The organism is Cupriavidus sp. GW822-FHT06G04 (assembly GCF_058799075.1).
Genome location: NZ_JBXALD010000012.1, coordinates 79174 through 94114, shown reverse-complemented (window position 1 = coordinate 94114; position 14941 = coordinate 79174). Strand labels below are relative to the sequence as shown.

Genomic DNA, 14941 nt, shown 5'->3' with positions numbered 1-14941 from the left:
TTTGGTAGGTTGGATGGAGGGCAAACGGACGAGAAGCGCGCACCGCGGCGGAGGTGGGGATACTGGCCGGGTGGTGGAGGGAAATGTGCGGCGCCGCGCCAGGGGCGGCCTGGCGGGCGGTGCGACAAAGGTTGGAGAAGGATGAGATCAGGCGTCGTAAGCGAGCGGGCGATCCGCGTTCAACGCGGCGATCTCGCCCGAAGGGATGGCGCCGGCGCCGGCCATGCCGGCCGTATCGTGCATCAGGCGGATGCGCCGCGATTCGCCCGGGCCGAGGTGGAACCAGTCGGTCTCCGGCAGATAGGCGTGGTCGTCGATATGCACCCAGCGCGCAAAGCGCTGCGCGCTGACGGTCAGCCACCAGACGCCGTCTTCGCACGCCACGCTGGCGCGCAGGCCCGGGTCGCGCAGCGCGCTGGCGCGCCGGTCGGGCAGGAAGACGGACTGGCTGAGCAACCGGTTGCCTGGCGCGGGCGGCTCGCCTGGCGCCGCGTCATCGGGCGCATCGTCGTGCAGCGTGGCGATCACCACGTCGTGCGCGGGGGGCCCGAAGCGGTACGCGTAGGTGAAATCGAAAAAATGGTCGAGCAGCGCCGCTGCCTCCAGCCGGCGCGATTCGCGCGGCGCGAGCGTCAGCGTCCGCGTGGCCTGCGCGGCCGTGAATTCGCCATCGCGCAGGCAACGCAGCGTCAAGCGCACGGTGCGTGGCGCAGCGGTCTCGTTGATCAGATGGATGTGCAGCCCGTTCAGGCCCTCATCCGTCAGGATGACCTGCAACGGCTGCCAGATCTGCCGCAACGCATGCCACGCCGATTTCGGCCGCGCGCGCGCATCGACAATGCCCCAGCCCGGGCCCGGCAACAGGTCCTGCAACTGCCACACCAGGCCGCCCTGGCAGGTGGAGCCGGTGCGACGCCACTCGCCGAACACCTCGGTCATGATTTCTGCCACCACTGCGCGCGACAGCGCCAGATAGCGCGCGGGGCGCTCGTAGCGCAGGCGCGGCGGATCGACGTCATAGAGCGCGCGCAGATAGAAGTCGCGGATGTCTTCGAAATCCCACGACGACCCGGCATCGCGCGGCACGCGCGCCTTCCAGCGCGGATCGTGCAGCGGCTGCGACAGGCCGGCCTCGGCGAGCGTGCGCGTGCACGGCACGTTGGCAAACGCCAGGCATTCCGACGTGAAACGCACGTTGGCCAGCCGCGCATCGGCAAGCGGGCGCTGATAGGCGCCCACGCCGTAGTAGTGCGACACGCCAGTATTGGGCTGGAACGGCCATGCGCCTTCGCTTGGCGAGTTGCGCACGTAGACCACGTCGGGGCGATGCGTGCTGACGAGTGCGGGAATCAGGGTATCGAACAGCGGTTGACGCCACGCGTCGCGCGGCACGCCCATCATCGCCGCCTGCTGCTCGGCTTCGCTGCCGCCGCACAGTACGGCCAGGCTCGGATGCGCGCGCGTCGATGTCAGCCATTGCGATACTTCGCGTCGCGCATCGTCCGCAAACGCGCTGCCCAGGCTCGATTCGCCGCCATAGTCGAAGTTGGCGAACATGAAGTCCTGCCACACCATCAGGCCCAGTTCGTCGCACTGGCGATAGAACGCCTCGCCCGGATAGCAGGTGACACCGCTCACGCGGACCATATTGGCGCCGGCATCGCGCGCGAGCCGCAGCCAGCGCGCCACGGCTTCATCGGTATCCGCCAGACCGGGCAGATCGTGGCTCGACACGCAGGCGCCGCGGCAGAACACGCGCTCGCCGTTCACGCGCAACGCGAACGCGCCCGCGTCCCCGTCGCGGTCCTCGGCAATCGTGCGAAATCCCACGCGTCCGCAGGCCATCACATGTCCGCCCACGCTGGCATCGATGCGATACAGCGCCGCGTCGCCATGGGTGTGCGGCCACCAGCGCTGCGCGTCAATTACGCGCAGGGTGCCGGCAAGCGTATGCGCATCGGTGCGCCGCAGGTCGCCATGCCACACGGCGTGGTCCGGACCGATCGCCGAAAACGCGCCATGCGCAGGCGCCTCGCCGGGAAAATGCAGCTGCAGCGCCACCACGCCGTCCGCGCCCTCGATCTGGCTGGACAACTCGGCGCGCACGCCGTGCGTGGGATCGCTGCCGGCCGGATCGAGCAATTCGATGTCGCGCCACGGCCCCACCGCGTGTACGGGCGGACACCAGCCTGGCATATGCCCGAGCAGCGTGGTGCGCACCGCGCGCAAGGTGGGCGGCTGGATCATGCGCGGCTTCCATCGCACCGGGCCGCGCTGTGCGCGCAGCCACGGATGCATGGCCCGGAAGCACAGATGCAGCACGTTGTCGGCGCCGGCCAGTTCCACCTCCACCTGGTGCGCGGCGAACATGTGGTGCGTGGTCAGCACGTTCACGCCGTTGAGCCAGACCTCGGCGATGGTGGCCAGGCCATTGAACCGCAGCAGCCGTCGCCCGCTGCCGGAAAAATGCAGCCGATACCAGTAGTCATGCTGGTGCAGCGGCGGCGGCGCGGCGTCGTCCCAGCGCTTGGCCGCGCGCAGCGCTGCGGCCACGGTGCCGGGCACGATGGCGGGCAGCCAGTGGCCGGTATCGGACAGCTCACCCGGATGCGCCGCCGCGTTGGCAAACGTTTCCAGCAGGGTCCAGTCGCCTTCGAGCCGCGACGGACCGACGGCCACGCCGGGCCGCAGGATTGGCAGCAAGGCCGGTGCGGGGTCGCGCGCGGTCATGTCACGGTCTCTCCGAAGTGGGCGGCCAGCGCGGGCACCGTGCCCACGTAGGCCATTTCCAGCTGCTCCAGGCAGTCTTCGCAGGTGTCGGTCTTGCGGCTGATCACCGCGCGCATCAGGCGGAACTGCATCACCATGGCTTCGGACGCCATCGTGTAGCACGCCTCGGCGACCGAATCGGGCAGCGTCTGGCCGTTCATGACCAGCCAGCGCACGTAGCGACCCAGCAGTTCGAAATTGGCGCCCAGCTGGCGCAGCAAGCTGGCCGCGTAGATCTGGAAGTTCGGCTCGCCGCGCGCCATCAGTTGTTCGAGGTGCGCGGGAAACGCCGCGCGGAACGCCGTGATCGGGTTCTCGCGCGGGCGCCGCGCCAGATGGCCGCGCAGCAGCTCCAACGAGGTGCGCAGCAGGCCGTCGCCGCTCTGCGCGGCAAAGCGCCGGCGCACCACTTCGGCCTGCGGAAAAGTCGCCACGCCCCACATGGTTTCGTGGCCCGGCGTGCGGAAGATCGCCAGGTAGTCGTCGCCGCTGGCGGTGTGATAGCCGTCGTGGTGGTAATAGCCCACCGCCGTGGCTTCCGGCACCAGCACGTCGATGGCGATGCAGGCGCGCGCATGCTGGCGGCGATAGGTGCCGGCCGGCTGCGGCAACTGGTAGTTGTCCACCTCGAGCAGCACCGCGTTGCCGCGGTTGGTCTGCGCGGCAACGTGGGCTTCGAGCCTGCCGTAGGTCGACAGTTCGTCGCGCACGATGCCGTACAGCCGCTCCAGGTCCGCGGGCGGGATGTTCGACGACGTGAACTGGTCGCCCTCGAAATCGAGCGTGACGGTGAAAGGCAGTGCCGCGATAGGTTCGAAATCCCATCCATGTAACAACTCGACCCACAGGTCGATATGGCGATTGGCATGCGACCACACCGGGTTGCCCCCGTGCAGCGCGTGCGCACCGCCGCGCGTGCGTACCGCCTTGCCGTCACCGTACATTTACACGACTCCCAGCGTCTCGCGCACCGGTTGCGGCCACTTGGCCGGGTCCAGTCCGTGGTGCTTGAGCAGCGCCAGGACCAGCCGTTCGATTCCGAATCCCACGCAACCGGTGTGCGCCGTGCCGCCGTCGGCCAGGCCGATGTGCCACAGCGCGCCAAAATGATCCATGTGGTAGTTGAAGCTCATGCACGCGGTGGGCGGCGCGCCGTCGTTCACGGGGATCAGCAGTTCGAACTTGAGCTTCAGCTCGCGCTGGCTGTCCGCCACGATCTTCCCGCCGCGCCCGAAGAACGGGTCGTTGGCGACATCCACCTGCACCGGCAATTGCAGCGACTCGGCCAGCGCCTGCCCGCGTTCCATCCACAGCTGGCGGAACGCGACGATGCGCTCGGGCGATCCCAGGCACACGTATTCACGCTGGCGGAACAGCTGCATGCGCGTGGGCTCCAGCGAGGGCTCGTGCCGGTAGCAATACGACAGCACGTCGACCACCTTGCCGTGCGGCGGCAGCGGGCCGCGCCGTGCCACCACGGGATAGATCGGATAGCACGCGGCGGGCGTCAGCACCACGCCGGTGGGTTCCTGCTGGTCGGTCCAGTCCTGCTTGTCCTCGAGCCGCGCCAGCAGGCGCCGATGGCCGCGGTCGTCGCCGCAGAAGCTGTGGATCGTGCCGGCCAGGTTTGGAAAGCTCTTCAGGTATTCGCTGGTCTCGAAATCGTGCTGGCCCATGGCGGGCGGAAAGCGCAGGACTTCGGCCTGCTGGTCGGCGCCGATCCGCGTGATCGCGGCATTCAGCCCGTCGGCGATGCCTTCGAACACGGCGCTGCGGCCGTACAGGCCCTGCACTCCGGTGTCGATCAGCAGGCCCGCGGCCAGCAGTTTCTCCAGATATGTCGGCGACGCCGCGGCGGCCGATTCAGCCGCGCCGCCTCCCTGGGCCGCATCGGTCAATGCATGGGCGTCCATCGATGGCTCCTCAGGAACGGTCGGCCAGCAGCAGGTTGGCCGTATTGGTCTGGATGCGATCGTTGTTGATCATCAGCGGCGCGGACCACAGGTCGCGCAGATGCCGGCCCAGGCTGAACGGCGTGCCGTGCTTGTAGCCGGCCATGCCGCATACCAGCAGCGCCTGCTGCACCACCTCCAGCGCCATGGTCGACATCGCCGTCTTCAGGCCATTCATCTCGGCGGCCAGCGCGAAGGCGGCCGACACCGATGCGCCCGCGTGACGCGCGCGCTGATGCGCAAGCGCCAGATCGAGCCGACCTTCCATCATCTGCAGCATGCTGACCGCCTCGGCCACGCGCGTTGCCGAGGGCGGCAACTGACCGGGGCGCGCGCGCGCCTGGCCCTGGAAGAAGGTCTTGGCGCGCGACACCGCATCGCCAGCGATGCCAAGCCACAGCGCGCTCCACAGGATGTGCGACACCGGCGTCATGGTGGCGTCGGCAATCTCGCCGAACGGCACCGGCAGCACTTGCTCCACGGCGCCCGTCGCTTCGAGCCGGAAGCCGTTGCTGCAGGTGCCGCGCATGCCGAGCGTGTCCCATGTGTTCAAGCTCTGCAGCGTGTAATCGGGCTTCAGTGCGCACACCAGCACCTGATCCGACGGCGACGCATCGGCGTGGCGGCGTGCGGTAATCAGGATGCCGTCGGCATGCGCGCCGTACGAAATCGTCGGCGCCATCTTCAGCAGGTGAAAGCGCTCGCCCTCCACGTTGACCGCGCAACCGCTGCTGCGCAGCGCGCCGCCGATCGCTTCCTCCGAGGTGGCCGAAGCCAGCAGCAACTGCTCGCCCGCCACGCGCGACAGCAGTTGCTGGTGCCAGGCGCTGCCGCCGCCATGTTCGAGCAGGCACGCCACCTGGATCTGGTGCATCGCGTAGATCATGCCGGTGGATGCGCACATTTCGCCCAGCACCTTGCCGATGGCCGCCACCGTGGCCAGCGACGCGCCGCTGCCGCCCAGCGCGACGGGCACCATCGCGCCCAGCAGGCGCTGCTCGCGCAGCACTTCGAACGCCTCGTGCGGGAAGCGCGCTTCGCGATCGACCGCATCGGCAAAACGCTGCGCCACCGCACCGGCCTCGCGCGCGGCGTCGATCAGCGCATCGCCACCAACGGGTTCGGGATTGGCGTGCGCCAGGGCAACCTTGGCGGTGTTCATGCTGCCTCCTGCTGCTGCCGGATGACCTCGACGGCCGCCGCCAGCGAATCGACGCTGCGGAATAACTGCCGGGTCAGCATCTGATCTGGGATCTCGATATCGAAGGCGTTTTCGAGGGCAAGCATCACGTGCACGGTGGCCAGCGACGACAGGCCTGCGGCATAGAGATCATCGTTGTCGGCCAGCGAGGCCAGCGGCACGTCGAGCCGCGCCACTTCGGCGAGAATATTGCGGATGATTGCTTTCATTCGACCTCTCCGTTTGCGTTGACGGGCTCCATTCCAGGGCTTTTGCGCGCCGCGCTCGGTGCGATGTCGCACCAAGGCGGGCGGTGTTGCGTGGCGCGGACCGCGGCCTCAGAAAGCCGACGCGCCGGTCCAGCCGTGCAAGGCGGTGCGCACGATGATGCGAAGGTCGAGCAGGAACGACCAGTGCTGGATGTAATAGATATCGAACTCGATACGCTTGCGCATCTTCTCGATCGTGTCGGTCTGGCCGCGCAGGCCGTTGATCTGCGCCCAGCCCGTGATGCCTGGCTTGACGCGATGACGCAGCATGTAGCGGTCGATCAGTTCCTTGTAGAGCTCGTTGTGTTCCATCGCATGCGGGCGCGGCCCGACCACCGACATTTCGCCGCGCAGCACGTTCAGAAACTGCGGCAGCTCGTCCAGGCTGGTGCGGCGCAGGAAGGCGCCGATGCGCGTCACGCGGGGATCGCCGCGCGTGGCCTGCGTGACGCCCGTATCGGCATGCAGCCGCATGGTGCGGAACTTGTACACGTGGAACGGGTGCCCATCGATGCCCAGGCGCTGCTGGCGAAACAGCACCGGTCCGCGCGACGAACACTTGACCATCACGGCGATCGTCAGCAGCGCCGGGCTCAGGCCGATCAGCACCGCCGCGGCAAACACGCGGTCGAAGCTGGCCTTGAGCAACCCGGTGATGCCCGAGACCGGCGGCGCGTTCAGGTCGATCACGGGCAGCCCCATGAAATCGCTGAAGCGATGACCGAGCAGCTCCACTGACGACACGTCCGGCACCCAACGGATATCGATCAACTGATTGCCGAACTGCCGCACCACATCGGACAGATCGCGACACGCCGCCATCGGCAGCGTCAGCCAGATTTCGCTCACGCCCTGGCTGCGCACCAGCGCGTTGACCTCGGCCATCGTGCGCAAGGTGGTGACGCTGCCGGGAATCGACTGGCAATGCTCGTCGTAGACGCCCACCACGCGATAGCCCGCGGTGCGGATGCGCTGCACGCGCATGTACATTTCGCGCCCCAGCGGACCGAAGCCGAAGATCACCACGCGCTTAGCGTTGATGCCCTGTTCGCGCACGTTGCCAAGCATGCGGTACATGACGGCGCGCCACGTCAACAGCGCAAGCGTGGTGCTGATGAACCAGCCCATCGACCAGACCCGCGACACCGCGGCAATCTGATGAATCAGAAACGCGCCGAGCAGCCCCGCCACGAATACCGTCGCCCATGCCGAGCAGATGCGCAACGCCAGCACGGCCTGGCTGCGGCCGCGCCACGATTCGTAGACGCCAAACGCGGGAAACACCACCAGCGCGCCGATCGCGCACAGCATCGTGAGGAAGCCGTTGACCGGCGCGGCCTCGCGGATGCCGCCCGGAAAATAGAGCGCGCCCATGGCGATGCCGGCCGCGGCGATCAGCAATGCGTCGGAGAGTCTGTAGAGGAAGTGAAGCGCGCTATGCCGCTCGACGGCGACGTTCCAGTTCGATGCCATGACCGCCCCAATGCCCTTGCGGGCGACGTGTTTGAGGCATGGTTGCGCAGGGGTCCGGGAGCGTCTGTGGGCGGGCGCACACAGCCGCGGGCAAGGCTTTGCGCTATGTGGGGCGGCGCGCGCTGGTGGGCCGTAACTGGACGTCGGCGCGCCCGCCGTGCTGGCCGTGGTCGCGCGCGGTATCGTCGACGACACACGCGCGACAGGCCGGCAAGGCGGTCCATTCGCCGCGCTGGTAAGGACGCTCGCGCCCCGACAGGAACAGCGCCATCTCGGTCACCAGATTGTGCGTGACGCCGGTCAGGCCGCCTACGGGCAGCACGGGCATGCTGGCCAGCGCCGCCGTTGCCAGCAGCATCGTCAGCGGTCCGCGCGGCACGCCATGGCGCATGATGAACGGCAGGCTGACGCAGAAGCCGAGCAACAGGCCGCTGAGCACTTCGGACACCGAATGCGCATGCAGCGCAAGACGCGAGGCGCCCACCGCCAGCGCCATCAGCACGCCGGCCAGCGCGCCCAGCAGGCTCAGCCCCGGCCGGCTGGCCGGCATCGCCAGGTAGAGCAGCACCGGCAGGATCGATGCGGCCATCATCGAATGGCCCGAGAAGCCGGTGAAGTCGATCGCCTCGCTGCCGATGCCCCAGCCGATGTACGCAACCTTGGAGGCCAGCACCACTGCCGCCGTGACCGAGAACGCCACGAGCCAGTGGCGCGCCACGCGCGCCGCGCCATGCCAGCGCAGCCACACGTAGAGAAACACCGCGCACGGCAACAGGAACGCGGATTCGCCGAAGAAGGTGATCAACTGCCAACGGTGCATGTTGCGACGGCCATCAAGGGTGGGCGGCGGACAGCGTCGGCCGAGGGCAATGCGCCGACGTGGGAGCGGTCAGCGTAGCATGCGGCCCGCGCGATTGTGTCCCCCCGCGCACGGCATCCATCCCGAAGCATGAGGCCAATGCGGCCTGCCGCACGATGCGCGGCGCCCGCGCAATGACCGCGCATGCGCCTCAATGCTGGCCGCGCGGTTTTTTGGCATCGGCAAATGCAGGGATGAGATGCCGACATGGCATGCGTCTTCTGGTTGATACAGTCGCGCGTCGCGATTCGATATGGTCGAAGGGATGGTCGTTCATGCATGTGAGCGGCCATTTCAAAGCCCGCATGGTCCCCCGGTCGGCGGGCTTCTTTTTTTTCACGCCGATATGGCAAATGCGGCAAACCCGCTCTCGCAACGCCGATGCGCGATGCCGCTCATGCGCGGCGTTCGGGTTCAATGCCTCTACGCATCAAGGCAGGGATGGGTGCCTCAGCGCGACGACCATCCGCTGCGCTGCAGCCAGATGGCGCGCGGCCTCCTGCTGGCCGATCTCCTGCGCGGCCACCACGGCGGCGGCCTCGCTCACGAAGCGTCGCCCGTGCAGTTCGCCCCGATACAACAACGGCCCGCCGATGATGGCGAGCCGTATCTCATAACAACATGCCCATTTGTCCCGGCCCTCGCGCACGGCAAATCCGTGGACGACCAGAATATCGAGACTGCGTTCCATACGACCCCCTGCTCCCCGCGACGGCCGGCCTCGGCAAGGCGCCGGCTTCTGATCGCGAGCACAATCAGCATAGTCGTATCGGCGCCTGCGCGCCCTCATCCGATGGCAGTAGATCCATCCGGAGATATTCGCGGGGCGCGGGCAAACGGCGGCGGCGCGGTGTCCTGAGGATGCAGCTTGCGCAGCAGCGTCAGCGCGCTGCGCGGAAAGCATTGCCCGCCGGCCCACACCAGCGCGGCCGCGGCGCACACCAGTTCCACCGGCGCGGGCACGGCCAGGCAGCCGTTGGCGCCGAGCCGCGCAGCATGCGTCATCAGCTCGGCGTCCAGCGCATCGGACAACACCAGCCAGCGACGCGGCGCGAGCCGCGCGTGCACGCGGTCGAGCAGCGCGTGCGGATCCTGCACGCCGCTGGTGTCGACCAGCGCCAGCGCGACGGGCTGCGCGGGCAACGGCTCGGCCTGATCGGGATTGTCGACGGAATGGATCTGCACTGGCGCGGCGTCGTCACGCAGCCATTCGGGCCCGTGCCAGCGCACGGGTGTGGGGATGTCCTGTCCAGCCATGCGTCGCGCAAGGATGCGGCACATCATTTCATTGCTGGCGATCAGATAGGTCGTCATCGAAAAGCCATCCGCGCTTAAAACGCGTGTGTCCGCTTGAGGTGTGGTGCACCGGCGGTATTAGCCCTGGGTCGGGGGCATCGGATTCGAACTGGGAACGATGGCGATGAGGGATTCTTTTTTTGAAAGATGGCTGTCCCCGGCGCCGGACCTGCATAGAAAGTTAGCAAGCGCGGCCGGCCGCCGCCTCATGCTTTTGGCTGAGGGGCGGACCGGCGGAAGGAGGAGGCGAGCGGGCGGCTGCCAGCTGGGAGGTGGGCGATTCAGGCGGCCTCACATGCCTCCCGCGCCGACAGGTCCGACATCGACACGTGCGTGGATCGCACGGGAGCGGGGCCCGCCCAGTTCAGCGTGGCGCCGCGTTGCAGTGCGACGTACACGGCTTCGCCCTTGTTGCGCACATGCAGGCGCTGGTACAGCGTGCAGGCGTGGGTCTTGGCGGTGGCCACCGAGATATTGAGCAGGCGGCTGACCGTCTTGATCGGATAGCCGCGCGCCAGCAGCGCGAGCACTTCGTACTGGCGCTCGGTGATATTGAGCAGATGCGCGCCGGCGGCCGGCGTTTCCACGGCGGCCGGTGCGCTCGTCCTGGGCAGATCGACCGGCACCGTATGCAGCGGCACCACGATCGGCGCGGCAAGGTGGCGCGCCTCGGCCAACGCGGCACCCGCATCGTGCTGGCGCGAGGCCGGCACTTGCGACGGGAAGCATTCGCCGCCAGCCAGCACCAGTCGGATCGCCGCTTCGAGCGCATCCGAGGAACAGTTCTTGGCCAGCAGGCCGCGCACGCTCTCCGGCAGGCCGCTCGCGGGCAATGGCGCGGGCACCTGATCGGCCAGCACCAGCACGCGCTGCGGCTGCAGGCGGCGGCAGATATCGGCCAGCGCCGTCCAGCCGCGCTCGGCGTCCGCGGGCAGGCCGAAGATCAGCAGATCGGCATGATGCGTCCATGGATCGGGCTCGTGCGCACTGGCTGCGTCAAGTTCGACAAGATCGCCGGGGACGTGCGCCTGAGACAACAGATGGCGCAACCCAAGACGCAATAAAGGATGTGGCTCGAGCAGCAGAATGGTGGCCATGGCGCTCACTTCTTATTGGCGCAACGGCTGAACTCGCTTCAGGCGTTGCGCTGTTGGAGGCGCTCCGCTTATGGCGCGGCTACTCCCCCAATACGGTCCACAGAGCCTCCCGAGCCTCCCAGCGCTTTTTTGCGCGCCGTGCGTGCCCTCCCTCGGAGGATGTTCGACCGCCCCGTTTGCGTATGTAACGCGTTAGATACGTTTGAAGTCAGATCAAAATTAAATCTAATTCTGGTTTTGAGGATAGGAAGATCACCGTGTGAATGCAAGGGTATGGTGCAGTGCGGCGGGTTTTCCCTTGGTTGTATGGCAATGTCGGGGCAGATGTATGGCAAATGCCCGCCAGTACGCGAACGGGCGTTCGATTCACCACAAAGTGACCCCGAAATCGCTATGTTGCATAGCAACAAAAATGGAGTCGATCCGCTTTGCAAGCGGTCTGGGCAATGCTTCGGCACGGACCCGGATCGATCTGAAAAACTTCAATCGGGCTGGGCGCGCGCATCGGGCGGACGATGCGCGCGCTTGCCGTACCGGTTTAGAAGTTGTGCCGCATGCCCAGTGCAAAGGTCTGCGGATCCGCGCCGGCTTTGATGCCCAGTTCATTGATCGCGAAATCGTAGACCGCGTTGCGCTGGTTGTTGATGCGGCTGTAGAACGCAAACAGCGCGGTCCGCTTCGATAGCGGATAGTCGTACCCGACGGTGAATTGCGTGGCGCCAGTTTGCGCGCCGCTGCGGAAGAAGCCGATGGTGTCGGTGGAAGAGCCGGTGCCGTTGGCCGCGAACGCAAAACCCACGCGCACGCTGCCCGGCCCCAGCTGCTGCACCAGCGATGCGTAATAGCCGTTGCGCTGCAGGTCGCCCGTATCGGTGCGGTAATGCAGATGCTCGTAGAGCGCCGAGATGCGCGTGCCCGCAAACAGCTGGTAGGCCACGCCGAATTTCAGCGCGTCGTCGTTGCGCCCGGCCGCCTGGTAATGCTGATGGATTTCATAGGCGACGGTCGCATTGAGCGGCCCGCGGTCATAGACCAACGCCGCCGAATACAACGCGGGGTTGCGCGCCACCGTGGTCTTTTCCTCGGGCAGGCCCCAGCCCAGCCAGACGCTCACGCCGGCCAGCTGCGGCGAGCGGTATTGCACGATGTTCTTCTGGCGGCGATCGAACGAACTGGTGTCCTGCACGTTGTCCGAGCTGGACGTCGACCCATTGCCGATCAGCGCCATGTAGCCGGCCGTGGTCGGATAGTAGGGGTCGTAGGCCATCGTCGCTTCCGTGTACGGCGTGTGCCAGTGCCCCATGAACAGCAGCCCGTAATCGCCTTGCAGCCCGATGCGCGAGTTGCGCGTGGCGATGCCGCCCTGGCCGTTGTCGATCGACAGATTGCTTTCGATCTGCCACAGCGCCTTGAGGCTGCCGCCCAGTCCTTCCTCGCCGCGCAGGCCCCACACCGATCGATAGTTGGTCATGCGCGCCACGCCACCCAGGCGCGTGCCGTCGGTGGCGGTGTTGGCCGACGCATACTCGATGGCCGTGTTCAGGCGGCCATAGATCGTGACGGAACTTTGCGCGAAGGCGGCGGGCGCCGCGCAGCACGCGGGCAGTATCGCCAGCGGCATGGCCATGCGCAGGCGCGCGAGCACGTCACTGCGCCGCATCGTGCTTCTCGTCCTTTTTGGCGACCAGCGTCGGGCCCGGCGTACCGGTGATCTTCGGCACGCATTCCGAATGGAACCATGCGACCGTGACCGGCTCGCCGGCGATCATGCGCTTGATCGGCGGCACCACCTGTTCGCCGATCAGCATGCCCAGCAGACCGATCAGCGCCACCGCCGGCGGCGCGGGCGAACGAACCTGCATCAGCGCGTAGATGATGCCGACGAACACGCCGGCGCCGAGAGAAACAAGATAGATCTTCATGTTCGATACTCCTGAGACGTAAAACACTTTTGTCGCCGCGCGGCAGGCGCGACACACTTGCGGCAGCGCAGCTTCAGCTACGCCCGGCGGGAAATCCCACGCCAAGCAGATGACGCACGCGCGGGGGCTCGGTGGCGACGTGATAGCGCGCCACGTCGCGCTGCAGGTCGGCGTCGGCATTGGGCACGCGCCGGTGCTGGCGCAAGTGCTCGGCCCACGATTCCACCAGGAACCATTCGGTCAGCAATTCCGGATTGGCCGGATCCTCCATCACACCCCAGTTGAAGGCGCCATCGCGCAGGCGCTCTTCGGAAAGCTTGTGCACCGCGCGCAGGAACGCATCGCGATTGGCCGCGGGGATGCAGTACTCGATCAGGATCATTACGGGCCCGCGATCGTGCGCGATCTCGGCGGCCATTTCGGGTTCGGGCCAGTGGCCGGCCGGACCCAGGTCTTCCTCGCCACGCGGCAGGCGCAGGCGATTTAGCAGCAGCGCAGCGATCACCAGTCCAGCGGCGGCGATCAGCAGCGCATGCGGCGTGCCCATGGCCTGCGCGACAAAGCCCCACAACAGGCTGCCGCCGGCCAGCGCGCCGTTGAACACCATCTGGTACACCGCCAGCGCGCGGCCTCGCACCCAGTTGGGCAGGATGGCCTGCGCCGCACCGCCCAGCGTGGTCAGCGCCGTGATCCACGCCGCGCCCAACAGCAACAGCAGTGGTAATGCCAGCCACACCGGCGGCGCGATCGACAGCGCTGCCATCACGATCGCCGTGACGATGGCCGACAGCAACACCAGTCCATCGGCATCGAGCCTTTTCTGCAGCCGCGGCATGGTCAGCGCGCCGACGATCGCGCCCGCTCCCACTGCGCCCAGCAGCACGCCGTAGAGGCCGGCGCCGCCGTGCAGCAGTTGGCGCGCCACCAGCGGCAGCAGCGCCCATACGCTGCTGCCGAAGGCGAAATGCACGGCGGCGCGCGCCAGCACGACATGCAGCTTGCTATGGGCGCGCGTGAAGCGCAGCCCCGCGCGAAACGCGCTGAAGAAATGCTCGCGCAGCGGATCGGCCGCCTGCGCCGGGCGCTTCCACCACAACAGCGCGGCGATCACGAACAGATAGCTCACCAGATCGACGCCGTAGGTGACCGATGCACCGAACGCGGCAAGCAGCAGGCCGCCCGTGGCGGGACCGATGGCCCGCGCGATATTGACGCCGAGCGCGTTGAGCGCCACGGCCTGACGCAGGGTGTTGGCCGGCACCAGCTCGGGCACGATCGACTGCCACGTGGGGCCCATCATCGCCGCGCCGATCCCGCCCAGGAAAGCCAGGCCGATCAGGATCTCGATGGTCAGCCCCTGTTGCCACGCCAGCACCGCCAGCGTGCCGCTCACGCCGGCCAGCCCGATCTGGATCACGATCAGGAAGCGGCGGCGGTCCAGGATGTCCGACAGCACGCCGGCCGGGATCGCCAGCAGGAACACCGGCAGCGTGGCCGCGGCCTGGATCGTGGCGACTGCCGCGGGCGACGAGGACAGGTCCGTGGCGAGCCACGCGCTGGCCACATCGCGCATGAAGCTGCCGACGTTGCCAAGAATCGTCGCCACCCACAGCACCGCGAAGGTGGGCTGCGCAAGCGGCGCGAACGTGCCGACGGCGGGCTTGGCGCCAAGCGACGCGGGCTGCGTCATGGCCGGTTCCGCAGGTCATGCCAGGCCACCAGCAGGAAACCGCCGACCAGACCCAGGTGTTCGAAAAACGAGTTGGCCATCGTGAATGCAGCTTCCGGCGGCGCACTCCAGAAACGATTGGCCAGGAACGTGGCGCCCAACGTGAACACGGCCAGCGCCAGCGCGCCCAGCCAGCGATACACGCCGAACAGGATCATTGCCGAGGCCAGCAGTTCCAGCGCGATGGTCGCGGCGGCCAGCGGCATGGCAGGCGACAGGCCGAAGTGCTGCATCTCGGCCACCGCACCGGAAAAGTCGAACAGCTTGACGAGTCCGCCCTGCAGATAGGCCGCGCAGAGCAGCAGCAGCGCGATCCAGTGCAGCCAGCCCGGCAGGCGGTGCGAGGGCGTGCCGGCCGTGGCCAGCGGGGAAGAGGAAGAATGCATGGCGGATCT

The 14941-nt window shown here is 67.4% G+C and carries 14 protein-coding genes; all 14 read right to left on the bottom strand.

Annotated elements, in window-relative coordinates; translation table 11 throughout:
* Positions 1-147: 147 nt before the first annotated feature.
* Entirely contained in the window at positions 148-2730 is a 2583-nt protein-coding gene (locus AC1RKI_RS24080; RefSeq protein ID WP_492797751.1) for a glycosyl hydrolase 2 galactose-binding domain-containing protein, read from the bottom strand.
* Entirely contained in the window at positions 2727-3713 is a 987-nt protein-coding gene (locus tag AC1RKI_RS24075; protein ID WP_061955607.1) for a DUF1839 family protein, read from the bottom strand. The genes AC1RKI_RS24080 and AC1RKI_RS24075 overlap by 4 nt, the downstream gene beginning before the upstream one ends.
* Positions 3714-4682: an amino acid--[acyl-carrier-protein] ligase gene (locus AC1RKI_RS24070; protein WP_227460550.1), complete on the bottom strand. Its 969-nt coding sequence runs from the start codon at positions 4680-4682 to the stop codon at positions 3714-3716.
* 10 nt (positions 4683-4692) lie between these two features.
* Positions 4693-5883, bottom strand: a complete 1191-nt coding sequence (locus AC1RKI_RS24065; protein ID WP_150981791.1) for an acyl-CoA dehydrogenase family protein — start codon at positions 5881-5883, stop codon at positions 4693-4695.
* Entirely contained in the window at positions 5880-6131 is a 252-nt protein-coding gene (locus AC1RKI_RS24060) for an acyl carrier protein (protein WP_061955613.1), read from the bottom strand. The genes AC1RKI_RS24065 and AC1RKI_RS24060 overlap by 4 nt, the downstream gene beginning before the upstream one ends.
* Positions 6132-6239: 108 nt before the next feature.
* On the bottom strand, positions 6240-7643 hold the full coding sequence (locus tag AC1RKI_RS24055; RefSeq protein ID WP_061955615.1) for an undecaprenyl-phosphate glucose phosphotransferase: 1404 nt from the start codon (positions 7641-7643) through the stop codon (positions 6240-6242).
* 103 nt (positions 7644-7746) lie between these two features.
* Positions 7747-8463, bottom strand: a complete 717-nt coding sequence (locus AC1RKI_RS24050) for a phosphatase PAP2 family protein (RefSeq protein WP_490714262.1) — start codon at positions 8461-8463, stop codon at positions 7747-7749.
* A gap of 469 nt (positions 8464-8932) precedes the next feature.
* Entirely contained in the window at positions 8933-9193 is a 261-nt protein-coding gene (locus tag AC1RKI_RS24045) for a hypothetical protein (RefSeq protein ID WP_061955617.1), read from the bottom strand.
* Positions 9194-9288: 95 nt separating this feature from the next.
* Complete coding sequence (locus tag AC1RKI_RS24040) at positions 9289-9816, bottom strand: response regulator transcription factor (RefSeq protein ID WP_150981794.1); 528 nt, start codon at positions 9814-9816, stop codon at positions 9289-9291.
* Between the two features lie 263 nt (positions 9817-10079).
* Positions 10080-10895 (bottom strand): response regulator transcription factor, encoded by an 816-nt coding sequence (locus AC1RKI_RS24035; RefSeq protein ID WP_244788463.1) that lies wholly within the window; start codon positions 10893-10895, stop codon positions 10080-10082.
* A 538-nt stretch (positions 10896-11433) separates the two neighbouring features.
* Entirely contained in the window at positions 11434-12555 is a 1122-nt protein-coding gene (locus AC1RKI_RS24030; RefSeq protein WP_084003927.1) for a porin, read from the bottom strand.
* On the bottom strand, positions 12542-12817 hold the full coding sequence (locus AC1RKI_RS24025; RefSeq protein WP_061955625.1) for a XapX domain-containing protein: 276 nt from the start codon (positions 12815-12817) through the stop codon (positions 12542-12544). The genes AC1RKI_RS24030 and AC1RKI_RS24025 overlap by 14 nt, the downstream gene beginning before the upstream one ends.
* 73 nt (positions 12818-12890) lie before the next feature.
* Positions 12891-14507 carry an MFS transporter gene (locus tag AC1RKI_RS24020; protein WP_341249525.1) on the bottom strand — a complete coding sequence of 539 codons (1617 nt, stop codon included), beginning with the start codon at positions 14505-14507 and terminating at the stop codon, positions 12891-12893.
* Positions 14504-14932 carry a DoxX family protein gene (locus AC1RKI_RS24015; RefSeq protein WP_492797757.1) on the bottom strand — a complete coding sequence of 143 codons (429 nt, stop codon included), beginning with the start codon at positions 14930-14932 and terminating at the stop codon, positions 14504-14506. Before AC1RKI_RS24015 ends, AC1RKI_RS24020 begins: the two co-directional genes overlap by 4 nt.
* Positions 14933-14941 lie beyond the last annotated feature (9 nt).